Source organism: Mammaliicoccus sp. G-M28 (genome assembly GCF_022386595.1).
Taxonomy (GTDB): domain Bacteria; phylum Bacillota; class Bacilli; order Staphylococcales; family Staphylococcaceae; genus Mammaliicoccus; species Mammaliicoccus fleurettii.
Map to the genome: position 1 here is coordinate 131,573 of NZ_JAJNIF010000003.1, position 20,073 is coordinate 151,645.

Annotated in this window: 16 protein-coding genes and 1 other RNA gene; 15 read left to right on the forward strand and 2 right to left on the reverse strand. The window is 31.7% G+C overall.

What is annotated here, in order from left to right:
* Window positions 1-174 precede the first annotated feature (174 nt).
* From recJ to LQ609_RS04400, 9 genes are all read left to right on the forward strand, one after another.
* On the forward strand, window positions 175-2,469 hold the full coding sequence (gene recJ, locus LQ609_RS04360; protein WP_239734369.1) for a single-stranded-DNA-specific exonuclease RecJ: 2,295 nt from the start codon (window positions 175-177) through the stop codon (window positions 2,467-2,469).
* Window positions 2,469-2,987: an adenine phosphoribosyltransferase gene (locus LQ609_RS04365; protein WP_239734370.1), complete on the forward strand. Its 519-nt coding sequence runs from the start codon at window positions 2,469-2,471 to the stop codon at window positions 2,985-2,987. The genes recJ and LQ609_RS04365 overlap by 1 nt, the downstream gene beginning before the upstream one ends.
* Window positions 2,988-3,239: 252 nt before the next feature.
* Window positions 3,240-5,429: a RelA/SpoT family protein gene (locus tag LQ609_RS04370; RefSeq protein ID WP_115337365.1), complete on the forward strand. Its 2,190-nt coding sequence runs from the start codon at window positions 3,240-3,242 to the stop codon at window positions 5,427-5,429.
* A 13-nt stretch (window positions 5,430-5,442) separates the two neighbouring features.
* Window positions 5,443-5,895, forward strand: a complete 453-nt coding sequence (gene dtd / locus LQ609_RS04375) for a D-aminoacyl-tRNA deacylase (protein WP_078356461.1) — start codon at window positions 5,443-5,445, stop codon at window positions 5,893-5,895.
* A complete protein-coding gene (locus tag LQ609_RS04380; protein WP_078356462.1) occupies window positions 5,892-6,764 on the forward strand; it encodes an N-acetylmuramoyl-L-alanine amidase family protein in 873 nt (290 codons plus the stop codon). The genes dtd and LQ609_RS04380 overlap by 4 nt, the downstream gene beginning before the upstream one ends.
* Window positions 6,765-7,084: 320 nt before the next feature.
* Entirely contained in the window at window positions 7,085-8,350 is a 1,266-nt protein-coding gene (gene hisS / locus LQ609_RS04385) for a histidine--tRNA ligase (RefSeq protein WP_078356463.1), read from the forward strand.
* Complete coding sequence (gene aspS / locus LQ609_RS04390; protein WP_078356464.1) at window positions 8,350-10,122, forward strand: aspartate--tRNA ligase; 1,773 nt, start codon at window positions 8,350-8,352, stop codon at window positions 10,120-10,122. Before hisS ends, aspS begins: the two co-directional genes overlap by 1 nt.
* Before the next feature lie 57 nt (window positions 10,123-10,179).
* Window positions 10,180-10,372, forward strand: a non-coding RNA gene (ssrS, locus tag LQ609_RS04395) — 6S RNA.
* A 55-nt stretch (window positions 10,373-10,427) separates the two neighbouring features.
* On the forward strand, window positions 10,428-11,195 hold the full coding sequence (locus LQ609_RS04400; protein WP_239734371.1) for a tRNA threonylcarbamoyladenosine dehydratase: 768 nt from the start codon (window positions 10,428-10,430) through the stop codon (window positions 11,193-11,195).
* Between the two features lie 41 nt (window positions 11,196-11,236).
* Here LQ609_RS04400 and LQ609_RS04405 read toward each other — a convergent pair whose 3' ends face one another.
* Window positions 11,237-12,499, reverse strand: a complete 1,263-nt coding sequence (locus tag LQ609_RS04405) for a replication-associated recombination protein A (RefSeq protein WP_078356466.1) — start codon at window positions 12,497-12,499, stop codon at window positions 11,237-11,239.
* A 90-nt stretch (window positions 12,500-12,589) separates the two neighbouring features.
* Between LQ609_RS04405 and cymR the strand changes: the two genes are divergently transcribed.
* The gene (gene cymR / locus LQ609_RS04410) at window positions 12,590-13,009 is read left to right on the forward strand and encodes a cysteine metabolism transcriptional regulator CymR (protein ID WP_078356467.1); all 420 of its coding nucleotides are present in this window, start codon (window positions 12,590-12,592) and stop codon (window positions 13,007-13,009) included.
* 257 nt (window positions 13,010-13,266) lie between these two features.
* Complete coding sequence (locus tag LQ609_RS04415) at window positions 13,267-14,001, forward strand: trypsin-like serine peptidase (protein WP_078356468.1); 735 nt, start codon at window positions 13,267-13,269, stop codon at window positions 13,999-14,001.
* Window positions 14,002-14,057: 56 nt separating this feature from the next.
* Here LQ609_RS04415 and LQ609_RS04420 read toward each other — a convergent pair whose 3' ends face one another.
* On the reverse strand, window positions 14,058-15,065 hold the full coding sequence (locus LQ609_RS04420; RefSeq protein ID WP_078356469.1) for an LLM class flavin-dependent oxidoreductase: 1,008 nt from the start codon (window positions 15,063-15,065) through the stop codon (window positions 14,058-14,060).
* 317 nt (window positions 15,066-15,382) lie between these two features.
* On the opposite strand from LQ609_RS04420, the gene sal(C) reads away from it, so the two are divergent.
* From sal(C) to LQ609_RS04440, 4 genes are all read left to right on the forward strand, one after another.
* On the forward strand, window positions 15,383-17,008 hold the full coding sequence (gene sal(C) / locus LQ609_RS04425) for an ABC-F type ribosomal protection protein Sal(C) (protein ID WP_078356470.1): 1,626 nt from the start codon (window positions 15,383-15,385) through the stop codon (window positions 17,006-17,008).
* A gap of 59 nt (window positions 17,009-17,067) precedes the next feature.
* Complete coding sequence (locus LQ609_RS04430; RefSeq protein WP_078356471.1) at window positions 17,068-18,216, forward strand: cysteine desulfurase family protein; 1,149 nt, start codon at window positions 17,068-17,070, stop codon at window positions 18,214-18,216.
* A complete protein-coding gene (gene mnmA, locus LQ609_RS04435; protein WP_078356472.1) occupies window positions 18,209-19,318 on the forward strand; it encodes a tRNA 2-thiouridine(34) synthase MnmA in 1,110 nt (369 codons plus the stop codon). The genes LQ609_RS04430 and mnmA overlap by 8 nt, the downstream gene beginning before the upstream one ends.
* An 84-nt stretch (window positions 19,319-19,402) precedes the next feature.
* The gene (locus LQ609_RS04440) at window positions 19,403-20,071 is read left to right on the forward strand and encodes a tetratricopeptide repeat protein (protein WP_078356473.1); all 669 of its coding nucleotides are present in this window, start codon (window positions 19,403-19,405) and stop codon (window positions 20,069-20,071) included.
* The last annotated feature ends 2 nt before the right edge of the window (window positions 20,072-20,073 follow it).

Here is a 20,073-nt window from a genome sequence, read left to right on the forward strand (position 1 = left end):
TTGTTGAAACCTGTCCTCAAAAGAGGGCAGGTTTTTTTATGCTTAAAATTGAATATATTTTATGAATCGTAATCATTGGTTGTAGATGCTTGCTTTTGTTATGCTTAAATTGTTTAGTAGAGAAAGTAAGATATTTCATGTATAATGTTTTGAGTAGAAATGAGGAGATTTGTTATGACTAAAGCGCGTTATCAATGGCTTGTATCTGATAGTAATCAAGGTATTGATCAACAAATAATAAAAAAATTTAATATTTCCCCACTGTTAGAAAAAACATTAATTTCTAAAGGTTATACAACTGAAGATGAAATTGAAAAGTTATTATCTAAAGAAGTTTTATTCCATGATCCTATGCTGTTAAGTGATATGGAAAAAGCAACTACAAGAATACATAAAGCAATAGAAAATGACGAAAGAATATTAGTCTATGGTGACTATGATGCTGATGGTGTAACCTCAACTACTATTCTTGTGAAGACTTTAGAATCACTTGGTGCAACAGTTGGATGGTATATTCCAAATAGATTTACAGAAGGATATGGGCCAAGTGAAGCAGCTTTTAGAAATGCACATGATGAAGGCGTGACTTTAATTATTACTGTAGATAATGGTGTTCAAGGACATCATGAAATTGATATAGCAAATGAATTAGGCATAGATGTTATTGTTACAGATCATCATGAGTTTGGCGAAACAAAGCCTAATGCATATGCAATCGTGCATCCGATGCATCCAGATTTTAATTATCCATTTGAGTATTTAGCTGGTGTCGGTGTTTCATATAAACTATCAAAAGCGCTTAAAAATGATTTGCCAGAATCATTTCTTGGATTAGTCGCAATCGGTACGATTGCCGATTTAGTGAGCTTAACAGACGAGAACAGGTATATGGTAAAACAAGGATTAAGAGTATTAAATGAGAATCCATCTTCTGGAATTAAAGCTTTATTAGAAGTTGCTGATTATCATGACGAAGTAACTGAACAAACTGTAGGCTTTATTATTGGACCGAGATTAAACGCTGTTGGCCGACTTGATGATGCTAGGTTAGCTGGTGAATTGCTTATGAGTGAAGATTATGATGAAGCAACTTTCCTTGCTGAAGAAGTGGATCAATTTAATACAGAAAGAAAATCTATAGTTGAAACGATTACTGAAGAAGCGATGGAGTTAGCTGAAATAGAAAAACAACAAAATGCACAATTTCTAATTCTTGCAAAAGAAAATTGGAATGAAGGCGTACTAGGTATTGTCGCTTCAAGAATAGTTGAAAAATATCATTTACCAACAATCGTACTCAATGTGGATATAGATAAGAATCATGCTAAAGGTTCTGCAAGAAGTATCGAACAAGTTTCGATGTTTGAATTTCTTCAAAAACATGGAGAACTTATTCAAAAATTCGGTGGCCATCATATGGCAGCAGGGATGACTTTAGAAATTGATGCGGTAGAACCTTTAAAAAAAGCTTTGAATGAAGAAATGGCTAAGCTATCTGATGGTAAACCGTTATTGCCACAATTAATGGTTGATGCTGAGATAGAAACATCAGATATAACTGTAGATAATATTTTTGATTTAGAAAGATTACGACCGTTTGGAACAGATATAGCTGCACCATTGTTTTCTATAAAGAATGTGCAAGTTAAATCTGCAAAAGGAATCGGACAAGGTGAGAAACATCTTAAACTAACTTTAACTGATAAAAATATAGCAGCTTTACATTGGAATTTTGGACAATTGGTCCATGATATATCAAATGATACATTGATTAATGTTGCTGGAAGCTTAAATGTTAATGAATGGAACAGTCATCAGTCACCTCAAATAATACTTAAAGATTTAGAATTAAGTAATGACCATACTGTTTTTGATTATAGAAGCAAAAATAAACATGATTTATTAAAAATCAATCAAGAGAATGCTTTATTTATTATTAATCAATCAGAAGAAAAAGTGAATGATCAGTATATTCATTATGGTGAAACTTTTGATAATGAAATTGAAACGTGTGTTTTAAGAGATTTACCAGATGATATTGAAGCGTTTAAGCGTACATTGAATGGAATAAAGGCTGAAAAATATTATTTAGTATTTAAAGGACAATCAAATTCTTATTTTGAGGGTATACCTAATGAACAGAAGTTTAAAGCGGTATACAAAGCGTTATATAGCAAAAAAGAAACTAACATTCAAACTGATGGTATGAAGATATGTGAAACATTAAAAATTAAACCTAATCAATTAAAATTCATTTTAAATTGCTTTTATGAGCTGAACTTTATTACAATAAAAAATGGTATAATTGAAATAAATAAAGATGCGGAAAAAAATGAAATACAAAACGCACCGTTATATCAAGCAAGGAAACAACAAATAGAAATAGAAAAGACATTGTTGTACAATGACAGTCAGTCTCTAATTAACTGGGTTCAATCGTTGTTAAGCAACACTGAGGAGGAAATATAATGGATTTAAAGCAATATGTTTCAGAAGTACAGAATTGGCCGAAAGAAGGCGTCAATTTTAAAGACATCACTACAATAATGGATAATGGTGAAGCTTACAAATATGCTACAGACCAAATCGTTCAATATGCACATGATAAAGAAGTAGATTTAGTAGTTGGACCAGAAGCTAGAGGATTTATCATTGGCTGTCCAGTATCATATGCTATGGGTATTGGTTTTGCTCCAGTACGTAAAGAAGGTAAATTACCTCGTGAAGTGATTCGTTACGAATATGATTTAGAATATGGATCTAATGTATTAACTATGCACAAAGATGCTATTAAACCAGGACAACGCGTATTAATTACAGATGATTTATTAGCAACAGGAGGCACAGTTGAGGCTGCTATACATCTAGTAGAATCATTAGGTGGTATAGTAGTAGGAATAGCTTTCTTAATTGAATTAAAATATTTAAATGGTATTGATAAACTTAAAGGTTATGATGTTGTTTCCCTAATTTCTTATGATGAATAAAATAATAACAAAATAGTCACTATGTGAATATTTTGTTTCTGACTGTCGACAAACTCAAACTTTGTTGGCAGTTTTTTATTTATAATTATTGTATAGTGCTGATAAGCGTTGCGTTAAAAGCAGATTCTAGCAAACTTGCTGATAAGGATAGCTACGAAAATAAAATAGTCACAATTAACGGTGGCGTATTACTATTAAAAATTGCTATAATAGTAATATTAAAGAGATTTAATATGATGAGGTGGTGTCCCTATGAATAAAGAATATCCTTATAGTGCTGATGATGTATTATATAAAGCTAAAAGCTATTTATCTGCAGATGCATATCGTCTAGTTGAAAAAAGTTATGATTTGGCTTTTAAAGCGCATCAAGGACAAATTAGAAAGAATAATTTGCCTTACATTATGCACCCTATACAAGTTGCTGGTATTTTAACAGAGATGAAATTGGATGGTCCGACAATTGTTGCTGGATTCCTTCATGATGTTATTGAGGATACACCTTATACGTATGATGACTTAGTAGAAATGTTTAACGAAGAAGTTGCAATAATCGTTGATGGTGTTACTAAATTAAAAAAAGTTAAATATAAATCGAAAGAAACTCAACAAGCTGAAAATCATCGTAAATTATTTATAGCTATCGCTAAAGATGTCCGTGTAATTTTAGTTAAATTAGCTGATAGACTACATAATGTTAGAACTTTAAAGGCAATGCCTAAAGAAAAGCAAAAAAGAATTGCTAAAGAAACGTTAGAAATCTATGCACCACTTGCACATAGGTTAGGGATTAATACAATTAAATGGGAATTAGAAGATATCTCATTAAGATATATTGACAGTGTTCAATATTTCAGAATTGTTAATCTCATGAAAAAGAAAAGAAGTGAACGTGAAACATATATTTCAAATGCTATTAGAGATATTAGTTCAGAAATGGAAGTTATGAATATTTCTGGCGATATTAGTGGTAGACCGAAACATATTTACAGCATTTATAGAAAAATGGTTAAGCAAAAAAAACAATTCGAACAAATTTTTGATTTATTGGCTATTAGAGTAATTGTGCCATCTATTAAAGATTGTTATGCAGTGCTAGGACTTGTACACACATTATGGAAACCTATGCCTGGTAGATTTAAAGATTATATTGCTATGCCCAAACAAAATATGTATCAGTCACTCCATACAACAGTTGTTGGTCCGAATGGTGACCCTCTAGAAATTCAAATTAGAACATATGAAATGCATGAAATAGCTGAGCATGGTGTTGCAGCGCATTGGGCTTATAAAGAAGGAAAAAATTTAAGCAATAAATCAGAAGAATATTTACAAAAAATGAGCTGGTTACAAGAAATAGCTGAAACAGACAACACGTCTCCAGATGCAGAAGAATTTATGGAGTCATTAAAGTATGATTTACAGAGTGATAAAGTTTATGTATTCACACCAGAAAGTGATGTTGTTGAATTACCATATGGTGCAGTGCCAATTGATTTTGCATATTCTGTACATAGTGAGATAGGCAATAAAATGATCGGTGCAAAAGTGAACGGAAAAATAGTACCGATCGATTATAAATTATCAACTGGGGATATTGTAGAGATTAGGACAAGCAAACATTCTTATGGACCAAGTCGAGATTGGTTAAAGATTGTCCGTTCTTCAAGTGCAAAAAGTAAAATTCGTAGTTTCTTTAAAAAGCAAGATCGCTCTGCCAATATTGAAAAAGGTAAATTTATGATAGAAGCAGAAATTAAAGAACAAGGATTTAATGTTGATGAAGTACTTACTTCAGAAAATATCAAAATCGTAAATGACAAATACAATTTCTCAAATGAATCTGACTTATATGCAGCAGTAGGTTTTGGAGGTATTACTTCATTACAAGCTGTGAATAGACTTTCAGAGAAAATTAGACAAGAACGTAAAAAACAATCACTTAACCAAGTTCAAGAAGTAAGTAAATCAATCCCGATTAAAGAAGATATTCGAACTGAAACCGGTGTTTATGTTGAAGGTTTAGATAATATGCTAATCAAACTTTCAAAATGTTGTAATCCAATACCTGGTGATGAAATTATAGGATATATTACAAAAGGTCATGGTGTTAAAGTACATCGCAAAGATTGTCCTAACATTGTAAACGAAACAGAACGCTTAATAAATGTCGAATGGGTTAAGAACATCAATGAACAAAAGAATTACCAAGTAGATTTAGAAATTACCGGATATGACAGAAATGGTTTACTCAATGAAGTATTACAAGTTGTTAATGCAATTAAAGTACAATTAGTAAAAGTTTCTGGAAAAGCTGATATAGATAAAAATGCTGTTATAAACATTAGTGTTATGGTTAAAAATGTCAATGATGTCTATAGAATCGTTGATCGCATTAAACAATTAGGTGATATTTATACAGTTAGTCGTGTATGGAATTAAGAGGTGAATGTTTTTGAAAGTTGTTTTGCAAAAAGTCAGCCAAGCAAAAGTAACATCTGATAATACTCAAAATGCAATAAATAAAGGTTTTTTATTATTAGTTGGTGTAGGAGAAGAATCAACTTATAAAGATGCAGAAGTTCTAGCTAAGAAAATTGCAAAAACTAGAATATTTGAAGATAGTGATGGAAAAATGAATTTAGATATTCATCAAGTCGAAGGTGAAATATTATCTATATCACAATTTACGATTTATGCTTCCGTTAAGAAAGGGAATCGACCAGGATTTTCGAATGCGAAAAGTCCAGACGAAGCTTTAAAAATATACGAATATTTTAATGAGCAACTAGAAGCATATAATATTAAAGTAAAAACAGGTGAATTTGGCGCACATATGGAAGTGGCTTTAACGAATGATGGACCTATTACAATTATTTTTGAGAGTAAGGATGGTAACATTCAATGAACCGAATTAATTTATGGTTTAAAAAAAGAAAGATAAAGCCAGTACCAGTTATAAGTGCAGCTGTTTTACTATTAGTATTATTGATTATTATTATAAATTTAATAATACCTAATGAAGGTGAACCTAAGACATTAACCATGAAAGAAGATAATGAGCTAAGGACTGGACCAGCAGCATATTATCCAATCATTTTTGATGTCAAAAAAGGTGATGATTTTGAAATTACGGATAGACAAGATAAATGGTTTGAAGTTAAAAATGATAATAATGAAAAAGGCTGGATAGCTGGATGGCATACTAATTTAGATATAAAAGAAGATGTAAATCCAGTTTTAAAACCGTTAAAAGATAAAGTTATTGTGTTAGATCCTGGTCATGGCGGTAGTGATCAAGGTGCGTCGAGTTCTAAAAATAAAAATGTAACTGAAAAAGAAATTACTTTAAAAACAGCTAAAGAACTTAAAAAGATGCTAGAAGATGAAGGCGCAAAAGTTAAAATGACAAGAGATAAAGATGAGTACATTAAATTAAAAGACAGACAAGAAGATGGGGATGTATTTATAAGCATTCACAATGATGCTCTTGATTCATCTGGACCTCATGGCTTAACTGTTTATTATCATCATGATAGTCAACAAGATTTTGCAAAAACGTTACACACATCCATTAATCAAAAATCAATTCTTTCAGATAGAGGCGTTAGAAACGAAAACTTCCAAGTTATTCGTCAAACTAAAATGCCTGGTGTATTATTAGAATTAGGATATATTAGTAATCCAACTGATGAAGATTTAATAGTAGATCGAAAATATCGACATATAGTTGAATCTGGAATAGTAGATGGATTGAAAGTTTACTTTTCAAATTAGATATTGACTGATTCTACTTATGGGTTTAATATTAATATAAATTATTAAATATCTTATATACCGTATATTCTTGAATAGTATACAATTCAGGTAGAGGACAGAGATTATAACAGTTGCTGAGAGTTATAAGGATACCGAGTGTACTTTTGAACACAAGAAGAGGGAATCTTATGAAAGTAAGATCGGTTAACACCCGTTAACATGTTGTTAAGTGAGTATTCAAACTAATTGAATACTAATTAGGGTGGCAACACGGAGAATTCGTCCCTTGTATGTAAATACATACAAGGGACTTTTTATATTTTAAAGGAGGAATTTTTATGATAAATATACCACGTGGAACACAAGATTTATTACCAAAAGATACTTATAAATGGCAATACATTGAAAATAAATTGCACGAATTAATGAGATTATATAATTATAAAGAAATTAGAACGCCTATCTTTGAGAGTACTGAGTTATTTAGTAGAGGTGTAGGTGATTCAACTGATGTAGTACAAAAAGAAATGTACACTTTTAAAGATAAAGGTGATAGAAGTATTACATTAAGACCTGAAGGCACTGCAGGTGTCGTTAGAAGTTACATTGAAAATAAAATGCAAGGCGAACCTAATCAACCAGTAAAATTATATTATAATGGTCCAATGTTCCGATACGAAAGAAAACAAAAAGGACGTTATCGCCAATTTGTTCAATTTGGTGTAGAAGCAATTGGTTCAGAAAATCCGTCAATAGATGTTGAAATCATATCTATGCTTGTTCACATTTATAAATCATTTGGATTAAAAGATTTGAAACTCGTTATAAATAGTATTGGTGATGCTGAATCGAGAGCAGATTATACGAAAGCATTACAAGCTCACTTTGAGCCAGTGATTGATACTTTCTGTAGTGATTGTCAAAGTAGATTATACACTAATCCAATGCGTATCCTTGATTGTAAGGTTGATAGAGATAAAGAAGCGGTTAAAAATGCACCGAAAATTACAGAATACTTAAATGATTATTCTAAACAATACTTTGATGATGTTAAATACTTATTAGATGAAATAGGTATTGACTATGAAATTGACACGAATCTTGTTAGAGGATTAGATTATTATACACACACTGCTTTTGAAGTAATGAGTAATGCTGAAGGATTTGGGGCAATTACTACGTTATGTGGTGGTGGCAGATATAATGGCTTATTAGAATTACTAGACGGTCCAAAAGAGACAGGTATAGGATTTGCATTGAGTATTGAAAGATTATTGCTTGCACTTGAAGCAGAAGGAATTGAAATAGAACAAGAAGATACGATTGATTTATTCATTGCGACTATGGGTGAAAAAGCTGATCAATTCTCAGTTCAACTAATCAACAAACTAAGAATTGCTGGTATAAGTTGTGATAAAGATTATCTTGGCAGAAAGTTAAAAGGCCAAATGAAACAAGCAGATAGATTGAATGCTAGAAATACAATAGTTATTGGTGACAATGAATTAGAAAAAGAAGAAATTGAAGTGAAAAATATGGAGACAGGTGAGAAGACACTTGTGTCATTATCAGAATTAGAGAATTATTTAAAGGTGGAATCATAATGGATAAGAGAACAACATACTCTGGAAAAATTACGGAAGAATATATTGGACAAACAGTTACTTTAAATGGATGGGTTCAAAAAAGACGTGACTTAGGTGGATTAATTTTTATTGATTTACGTGACCGTGAAGGTGTCGTACAAATTGTCTTTAATCCTGATTTCTCTCAAGAAGCGTTGAATGTTGCTGAAAAGGTTCGTTCTGAATACGTTATTCAAGTAAAAGGACTAGTAACTAAAAGAGATGAAAAGTCAGTTAATGACAAAATCAAAACGGGTAAAGTAGAAGTACAAGTATCTGATATCATTATTTTAAATGAGTCAGAAACACCACCATTTTCTATTACAGATATGAATGATATTGATGAAAACGTACGTTTGAAATATCGTTATATAGATTTAAGAAGAGAAAGTTTAGCTCAAACGTTCAAAATGAGACATCAAATTACACGTTCAGTCAGAAATTATTTAGATGAAGGTGAATTTTATGAAGTTGAAACACCTGTATTAACAAAATCAACACCTGAAGGGGCTAGAGACTATCTTGTACCTTCAAGAGTTCACGATGGTGAATTTTATGCTTTACCTCAATCACCTCAAATATTTAAACAGTTATTAATGATTGGTGGATTTGATAAATACTATCAAATTGTTAAATGTTTTAGAGATGAAGATTTAAGAGCAGATAGACAACCTGAATTTACTCAAATTGATATTGAAATGAGTTTCGTAGATCAAGAAGATGTTATCAAAATGAATGAAGGTTTAATGAAACGTATTATGAAAGATGTCAAAGGTATTGATATTACTACTCCATTCCCACGTATGACTTATGCTGAAGCGATGGATAGATACGGAATTGATAAACCAGACACAAGATTTGGTATGGAATTAATAAATTTATCTGAACTTGCAGCCAAAATGGACTTTAAAGTATTTAAATCTACTGTTGAAAATGGTGGAGAAGTTAAAGCAATTGTTGTAGAAGGTGCAGCAAATGATTATTCAAGAAAAGATATTGATCAATTACAAGCTTTCGCAAATATTTACGGAGCAAAAGGATTAGCATGGGTGAAAGTAACAGACGAAGGATTAAATGGACCTATTAGTAAATTCTTTAGCGAAGAACATGCTGCTGAATTATTAAGTAATACACAAGCAAATGCTGGAGATTTAGTATTATTTGTAGCAGATAAGAAAGATGTTGTTGCAGCAAGTTTAGCACAATTAAGAAACAAACTTGGTAAAGAACGTGGATTAATCGATCCTAACAAATATAATTTCTTATGGGTAACAGATTGGCCATTATTTGAATATGACGAAGATTCAAATCGTTATGTAGCTGCTCATCATCCGTTTACAGCTCCTAAAAAAGAGCATGAAGAAATGTTGGAAACAGACCCAACTAATGTTGAAGCTAATGCTTATGACATTGTTCTTAATGGTTTTGAATTAGGTGGAGGTTCTATTAGAATTCATAAATCTGAACTTCAAGAAAAAATGTTTAAAGCGCTTGGATTTACTGAAGAACAAGCTCAAGAACAATTTGGATTCTTAATTGAAGCATTTAAATATGGTGCGCCTCCACACGGTGGTATCGCATTGGGTCTTGATAGACTAGTAATGCTTTTATCAGGCAGAACAAACTTAAGAGATACAATTGCATTTCCTAAGACTGCAAGTGCTTCATGTTTATTAACAGATGCACCAAGTAAAGTATCTGATAGTCAGTTACATGAATTACATTTGCAACTTGATTTAGATGAAAAATAATTAAAAGTTTAAATACTTGTTATTTAGAAGAATTATGATAAAATAAATTTATAAGGTAGTCATCTGAAGTGTTCGTAATAAGCTTTTTATATTTTGACCTAACACTTTTGATCAAGGGAGCTTAATTGGTTTTCTTAATAGCGCATACGCCTCGTAAGGAGGACATGCAAAATAAGAAACAGGGCACCCACCTGTATATAGCAGGCCAAAATGATCGAGCACTTAATATTACGGCACAATTGGATTCTATCGGTACGCAAGACTTTATGTCTTGCGTATTTTTGTGTAAAGGAGTTAATTAAACTATGAAACATCAATTTTCAAGAAATGAATTAGCTGTAGGAAAAGAAGGTTTAGACCTACTGAAAAGTAAAACAGTTGTTGTACTTGGTGTTGGCGGCGTAGGATCATTTGCAGCCGAAGCATTAGCTAGAACAAATATCGGACATATAATATTAATAGACAAAGACGATGTAGACATAACAAATGTAAATAGACAATTACATGCTTTAACAACTACAATTGGCCAATCTAAAGTTGATTTAATGGAAGAGCGTATCAAATTAATCAATCCTGACTGTAAAGTAACGTCACTCCACATGTTTTATACAGAAGAAACATATGAAGCGTTATTCAATGAGTATGATATTGATTATTTTGTAGATGCAAGTGATACTATTATGTATAAAGTTCACTTAATGAAAGAATGTTTAGAAAGAGGTATAGACGTTATTTCAAGTATGGGTGCTGCTAATAAGACAGATCCAACTAAATTTGAAATCGCAGATATCTCTAAAACACATACTGATCCAATGGCGAAAATTATACGTCTTAAATTAAGAAAGATGGGAATTCATAAAGGAATTAAAGTAGTCTTTAGTGATGAAAGTCCAATTATGATTCGTGAAGATGTTAAAGAAGTTGTTAGAGATAAAAATGCAAAAGTGAGAAAAGCTCAAATGCCTCCATCATCAAATGCGTTTGTGCCTAGTGTTGTAGGTTTAATTTGTGCGAGTTATGTCGTTAATAATATATTAAAAGATATACCAGTAAAAAGAGTCAAAGATAAATAATAAAGACTTTGAAATAAAAATGAGACTGGACATATCCAGCCTCATTTTTTTAAGTTTTTATATATTTCAGCAAATTTTTGTTCAGATTTGGATGTTAGTTTAGGATGATAATATTGCTTGTTTTTTAGGGTGTCAGGTAAATATTGTTGTTCCACATAACTATTTTCATAGTTATGTGGATATTTATATCCAATGGCATTTCCTAATTCTTTAGCGCCTTGATAATGTCCATCTTTTAAATGTTTAGGAACTAAACCAGCTTTGCCATTTCTAATATCAGATAAAGCTTCGTCTATAGATACAATCGCTGAGTTCGATTTAGGAGATAAACATAATTCGATTACAGCTTGACTAAGTGGTATACGTGCTTCTGGAAAGCCTAGACGTTCACTTGCCTCAATAGCAGATAACGTTCTTGCAGCTGCACCTGGTGAAGCTAAGCCAATATCTTCATAACTAATAACAAGTAAACGTCTTGCAATGGTAGGTAAATCGCCTGCTTCAATTAGTCTAGCTAAATAATGTAAAGCAGCATCAACATCGCTACCTCTTATTGATTTTTGGAATGCACTCATAACGTCATAATGTTGGTCGCCATCCTTATCATGTTGAAAAGCATTTTTTTGAATGCACACTTGAGCATCTTCAATTGTAACATGACGCTTTTCATCGAGTATTTCAGCACTTAATACAGCTAGTTCTAATGCATTTAAAGCACTTCTAACATCCCCATAACTAGCTTTTGCAAAATACTGAATAGCATCATCATCTACTTCGGGTGCATATGTTGCCAAACCGTTTTCTGCATCTTCCAAAGCTCTATTTAAAGCAATCACAATATCAGATTCTTCTAATGGGAAAAGTTCAAAGATTTGCGTTCTACTTCTTATTGCTGGATTTATGGCGTGATAGGGATTTGATGTTGTTGCCCCAATAAGAACGATTTTGCCAGACTCTAAATGAGGTAAGAGAAAATCTTGTTTCGCCTTATCAAGTCTGTGAATTTCATCTAATAAAAGGATGACTTGACCAGACATTTTCGCTTCTTCAACTACTAATTGCATATCTTTTTTCGTATTAGTAACGGCGTTTAGTTGTCTGAATTTATATTGAGTACTGCCAGCTATAGCTTGAGCAATACTTGTTTTACCAATACCTGGAGGTCCATAAAAAATCATAGAAGTTAATCTTTTAGTAGTGACCATTCTTCTAATAATGGCTTTAGGACCTACTAAATGCTCTTGACTTATAACATCGTCGATCGTTTTAGGACGCATTCTATATGCTAATGGTTCGTTTTTCATTTGTGATCAACCTTTCTAATTACTCAAATTGTATAAAAAATGATAAAATAAGTTAACAATATTTTTTAAAGAAAATAAGAGGTGTAGTACATGAAAATATCAACTAAAGGCCGATATGGCTTAACACTTATGATATCGTTGACTAAGCGTTACGGTCAAGGATGTACATCGTTAAAGTCTATCGCAGAAGAAAATGATTTAAGTGATTTATATTTAGAACAATTAGTAGGACCATTACGTAATGCTGGTCTTATTAAAAGTGTAAGAGGTGCCAAAGGGGGCTATCAATTACAAAAAGCACCATCAGATATAACAGCTGGTGATGTGATTAGATTGTTAGAAGGACCAATTACACCAGTTGAAGGTATAGAAGATGAACCACCAGCACAACAACAATTGTGGATTCGTATTCGTGATGCTGTTAAAGAAGTATTAGACAATACAACTTTAGAATATTTAGCAAACTATACAAATCAAGATGAATTAGAAGGGTATATGTTCTATATATAATCATTTAACAATTAAATCTGGTACAGTATGCAGAATAATACCAGAAAGGGATATAAAAAAGTAGAAATTCAGTTTCCTTTGAATTTCTACTTTTTTTATGGAAAAAATTCCTAACTGTTTTAATTTCATGCCTAACTGTACTTTAAAAAGAATTGTAATGACAGTTAGGCATGAAATTTGGTTAAGTAGTGTAATTTTCTCCTTTGATTTAATATTCATATTAAGATAGTTGTACACTACAAAAAAGGGGAGATTATATGAAAAATATTAAAGCTTACATATTAACCGTAGTTGCAGTTTTATTATTAAGTTTTGTAGGATTACCTTTAGAAGCAAATGCCAAAACGGATGATCCTTCATCAAGAGTCATATTACCTAAAAATGATCGTGAACAAATAACTAATACAACATCAGCACATTATCAATCAATTGCTTTTACTGAAATTGGTGGAACATCGATAGCCTCTGGAGTTGTAATCGGTAAAAATACTGTATTGACAAATAAGCACGTTGTAAATGCTACAAATGGAGATGCTTCAGTATTAAAATTTTCTCCAGCAGCAAATGGAAATGGAAATTACCCAGCTGGAACATTTACAGCAACTGATTATAAAACAGCACCAGGTGGAGAAGATTTAGCTGTCGTAACAGTTGGTAAAAATAGTGAAGGACAATCTATAGGTGATGCGGTACAACCAGCCACATTAGCTAACACATCAACTGTTCAAAAAGGCGATGACATTACAGTAACAGGTTATCCTGGAGATAAACCAATCGCAACATTATGGGAAAGTAAAGGTAATGTATTGTCTGCTTCAGGTAGTGACTTAACATATGACTTAAGTACATATGGTGGTAACTCAGGATCTCCAATATTTAATGCTCATAATCAAGTAATTGGACTACATTATGGTGGCGTTCCAGATAGTCATAATAGTGGTGTATTATTTAATAGTAGTATTCAGGAATTCATAAATAGTAACTTGAAATAAATTAAAAGAGTCCAGGGCTTTGTGGCCCCGGACTCTTTTAATTTGTCTACTCTTAATTATTCTCCATATACATCATCAACGATATTTTTGAATGATTCAAATGATTTATATTGTTTATCTAAATCATAAATATAACTAACTGCCATTATTTCATCTACGTTATATTTTTCTTGGAAGTCTAAAAATTGTTGTTTAACTGTTTCTTCACTACCAATAAACGAAGTGTTTGTCTTAGATTGTGACATGTATTGTTCTTGTGGTGACCATATATTTTCTAATTGGTCTGTTGGTGGTTGTAAAGGTAAACGTGAATTTCTAACAATTCCTAAAAACATTAAATGCATTGTTGATGAAAGGAATGTTGCTTCTTCATCTGTTTCTCCTATAATAACATTTAAACAAATTGTTACATAAGGTTTGTCTAAATAATCTGATGGTTCAAATAAATCTCTATATATTTCTATAGCTTGTGACATTTGCTCTGGCGCAAAGTGAGCTGCGAAAACGTAAGGTAATCCTAAACGCGCTGCTAAATGAGCAGAGTCAGTTGAAGATCCTAGTACATAAATGGGTATGTTTGTATCTACACCTGGATAAGATCTAACATAAGATTGATTTTCTTCTGGACCAAAATATTGTAGTAATTGTTTAATGTCATCTCCAAAAGTATAAACACCTTTATGTGAGTCACGTCTCAATGCTGAGGCTGTCATCATATCAGTACCAGGTGCTCGTCCTAATCCTAAATTTAATCTTTCAGGAAACATCGTTGCCATTGTGCCAAATTGTTCTGCTACAACGAGTGGTGCATGATTTGGTAGCATTATTCCACCTGAACCAACTTGTATTGTATCAGTATGTTCTAAAGTATGTTGAATGAGTAAAGCTGTAGCTGAACTTACAAGGTTAGGTGCATTATGATGCTCAGCAATCCAGTATCTTTCATAGCCTAACTTCTCTACATTTTGTGCTAATGTGACCATGTTTTTAATAGCGTCTTGCTCTGTTTCTCCCTTTCTTAATGGGACAAGGTTCAATGCAGAGACTGGGAAATTAGATTTCATTTATATGACTCTCCTTACTTAATTGTATATTGGCAAGTATATCAAGCGTAATCTTGTTGCACTATTTAACTGCTCAACAAAAGTTGACTATTTTCATAGTTATAGTTATAATAAACCCAAATTTAAAGAGAGGTGGCATCAATAATAGGCATGGATATCCAATAATTTTTACGACGTCATGTTAAAACGTAAAAATACCATTGTGTTACACAATGATGATTGGATAAATATGTCTACATTTTGATGCTACCATTATATTTTAAAATAGTGTAATGGTGTGTCTTACTGTGTAATGCATGGAATAAGGAGGCAACATTATGCTATTTTTATTTGAAAAAAAGTCTTTAGAGATTGACAATAAACTGCTCATACCTTCACTAACATTTATTATTGAAGAAAATGAACATTTGGCAATAGTCGGCATAAATGGTATCGGAAAATCTACACTTTTAAATAAAATCCATCATAAAGAAAATATTGAAACAGCAATGATGGAACAAGATTTAACTAAATATGGAACTTTAAATGTCATGGAGTATATTATGTTAACTTATCCACAATTATCATCGTTAAGAGAAAATCTAAGTGATTTGGATAATATAAATAGATATATTGAATTAGACGGTTACGAAATTGAGCAAAACATTATAATTGAAGGAAAAAAGTTAGGATTAACAGAAAGGCACTTTGATCAATTAATTTCTACTTTAAGTGGTGGTGAGCAAACAAAAGTTTCGTTTTTGAAAGTTAAATTAGATAAAGCACGATTATTATTAATTGATGAACCAACTAACCATATGGATGAAGAAATGAAAGTATGGTTAACTAATGCATTTAAACAAGAAAAACGTGCAATATTATTTGTTTCTCACGATAAGACTTTTTTAAATGAAACACCAGACGCAATTTTGGAACTGAGTAGTAGTGGTGCAACAAAATACTCAGGTCAGTATGACAATTACAAGCAACAAAAAGATTTAGAATATAAAACGATTAAGCTACAATACGAAAAACAAGAAAAAGAGCAACGAGCAATTGAAGAAACAATTAAAAAATATAAAGAATGGTATCAAAAAGCTTCACAAAAAGCTTCAGTAAGAAATCCTTATCAACAAAAACAACTTAGCAAGCTTGCGAAAAAGTTTAAATCGAAAGAATATCAAATGAATAAAAAACTTGAACAAACCAATTTATCAGATCCTGAAGAGGAAGGAAAAACATTTTCAATGCAACATCACGCCTTCAAATCTCATTATTTAGTTAAATTTGAAAATGTGACATTTTCATATAATGAAAAGCCTATTTTTAATGATGTCTCTTTTCATATTAAGCGAAATCAAAATGTTATCATTGAAGGTCAAAATGGCTCAGGTAAATCTACTTTGATCAAGTTGATACTAGGTCAACTGACACCTGATGAGGGAGAAGTAATCGTACATCCTGAATTAGAAATAGGTTATTTTTCACAAGATTTTAATAACTTAAATATGAAAAATACTGTGTTAGAAGAAATAATGTCTATTCAAGAAATGAAAGAAGCGGAAGCAAGAACAATTTTAGCGAATTTTTATTTTAATGAAAATAGAATTAATGATGTTGTTGCCAATTTATCTATGGGTGAAAAATGTAGAATACAGTTTGTTAAATTGTATTTTTCAAATCCACATATACTCATATTAGATGAGCCAACTAACTATTTTGATATTGAAATGCAAGAAAAAATCATACAATTAATTCAATCTTTTCAAGGATCAACACTTATCATTTCACATGATAAATATTTTAAAGAAAAGCTTAAAGATCAAATTTGGACAATAAAGAATCTAGATTTGGTACATGAAAATCTTAAAATTGAGAATCCATTAAATGCTGATTCTATTAAAAATCAATTAAATGAATTAGAGCAATATACCGACGAAAGAAATAGAGAAACAGAGTTCTAGTCATTTTCTTAAATTGGTGCTAGAATAGGTACATTGAAAACTAAGAAAGGACGTTCAACATGAAAGTATATGCAGATTATGCAGCAACTACTCCAGTTAAACCGATTGTTACAGAGAAAATAACAGAAATACTATCTGAACACTATGGCAATCCATCGTCAATTCATTCTATTGGAAGAGATGGAAGGAAGTATTTAGATCAAGCTAGAAGAGAAATTGCATCGATATTAGGTGCTACTCCAAATGAAGTTATCTTTACAAGCGGTGCAACAGAGTCTAATAATACAGCAATTAAAGGAATCGCGAAAAAAAGAAAACATTTGGGCAACCATATTATAACGAGTAGAATAGAGCATCATTCTGTATTACATGTTTTTGAAGAACTTGAACGTGATGGCTTTGATGTTTCATATATAAATGTGAATGCTGAAGGAAGTATAGATTTAGAAGAATTAAAACAAACGATTACTTCTGAAACGACATTAGTTTCTATTATGTTAGTAAACAACGAGGTTGGTACTGTACAACCGTTATATGAAATAGCTGAAATTTTGGAAGAGCGTCATATTACCTTTCATGTTGATGCAGTTCAAGCAATAGGTCATATGCCAATTGAATTTGATGAAATGCCTATAGATTTGTTAAGTGTTACGGCACACAAATTTGGTGGTCCTAAAGGAATCGGCGCACTATTAGTAAAAAAAGGATTACAGCTAGATACCTTTATTCATGGTGGAGAACAAGAACTTAAGAGAAGAGCTGGTACTGAAAATGTTCCATATATTTGTGGAATGGCAACAGCTTTAACGGATGCATATGAACATATGGATGAGAATAATATTCACTTAATGAACTTAAAAGAAAAATTAATAGTCGGCTTACAGCAACGAGCAATACCATTTGAATTAAATGGTAGCATGGTTGAAACAACAGGTCATATTACGAATTTGTACTTTCCATTTATCGAAGTTGAAACGATGCTTACTTTATTAGACATGTCTAATATATACGTTTCAAGTGGTTCAGCTTGTACAGCGGGATCAACTTTACCTTCACATGTATTAGAGGCTATGTATGGTGAGGACGAAAGAGTGAAGCAATCAGTTAGATTTAGCTTTAGCTCATTAACAACAGAAGAAGAAATTAACTATATCGTAAATGCAATTATGAAAATATATAATCAATTTAAGGAGGAAGAAAATGAATAATCAATCTACCCGTGTAGTCGTAGGAATGAGCGGGGGCGTAGATAGTTCTGTAACAGCACATATATTGAAAGAACAAGGTTATGATGTTGTAGGAATATTTATGAAAAACTGGGACGATACAGATGAAAATGGTGTATGTACAGCAACTGAAGATTATAACGATGTAATAGAAGTCTGTAACCAATTAGATATACCATATTATGCGGTGAACTTTGAACAAGAATATTGGGATAAAGTATTCACGTATTTCTTAGATGAGTATAAAAAAGGAAGAACGCCTAATCCGGATGTTATGTGTAATAAAGAAATTAAATTCAAAGCATTTTTAAATCATGCTTTGAAATTAGGTGCTGACTACGTAGCGACAGGACACTATGCACGAGTAAATCGTGAAGGTGATAAAGTAGAAATGTTGCGTGGAGTAGATAATAATAAAGATCAAACGTATTTCTTAAATCAACTTACTGAAGAACAATTATCTAAAGTAATGTTTCCAATTGGCGAATTAGAAAAAAGTGAAGTAAGAAGAATAGCAGAAGAACAAAATTTAGCAACTGCTAAGAAAAAAGATTCAACTGGTATTTGTTTTATAGGTGAAAAAAACTTTAAAACATTTCTATCTCAATATTTACCTGCACAAAATGGTAAAATGCAAACTTTAGATGGTGTTGATATGGGTGAACATACAGGTTTAATGTATTACACTATTGGACAAAGACATGGACTCGGTATTGGCGGAGACGGTGATCCTTGGTTTGTAGTTGGCAAAAACTTAAAAGAAAATATTCTATATGTAGAACAAGGTTTTCATCATGATGCTTTATATAGTAATTACTTAATTGCATCTGATATATCATTTGTTAATGACATAGATTTCTCACAACCTGTGAAATGCTCAGCTAAATTTAGATATAGACAAAAAGATACAGACGTTACAGTTGAAAAAATTTCTGACAATCAAATTAAAGTGACATTTGATCAACCTGTCCGTGCAATCACGCCCGGCCAAGCAGTTGTACTTTATGATGGCGAAGTTTGTCTAGGTGGCGCAACTATTGATGAAGTTTACAAAACTGAAAAACAATTAGATTATATGGTATAAATTCATAGAGGTGCTATCTTTTCTGATGCACCTCTATTTATTTTTGTTATAATTACAATTAATGATATTTAAAGGAGTTAAATCATGCATAGTGAAAATGAAATCGTAAAATTAATAGAAAATAAAAAATTTGATCAAGCACTCAAATTTTTATTTGAAAATATTGAAGAGAATCCAAATGAAGTAACAAATTATATTAATGCAGGTACTATTTTGTCAGAAGCGGATGAACTTGAAAAGGCAGAGAAGTTCTTCCAAAAGGCAATAACAGTAAATGAAGAGCACGGTGGAGCATATTATAGTCTTGCAAATTTATATTACAATCAACAAAGGTTTGACGAAGCGATTAAACTATATCAATTTGCTATACAAAAAGGGTTAAATGACTCTGATACTAACTTTATGTTAGGTATGTGTTTTAATGAGTTAGGTGCGCATACTGAAGCATTGCCTTACGTTATGAGAGCAAATGAATTGAATTCTGATGATGTAGAAATAGGTTTTCAATATGGTTTAACACTTTGCCAATTGGAAATGTTTGAAGAAGCAATTTCACAATTAGAAAATGTACTTGAAAAAGACCCTAATCATGTTGATGCATTATACAATTTAGGATTAGCTAAGTATATGAAAAATGAAGATCCAGAAGAAGCATTGATTTATTTTAGAAAAGCAGTCAACATTCAGCCAGATCATTTACTAAGTGGTCATGCGATAAATATGTTTGAACAATTACAAGAAGAGGAGGACTAACA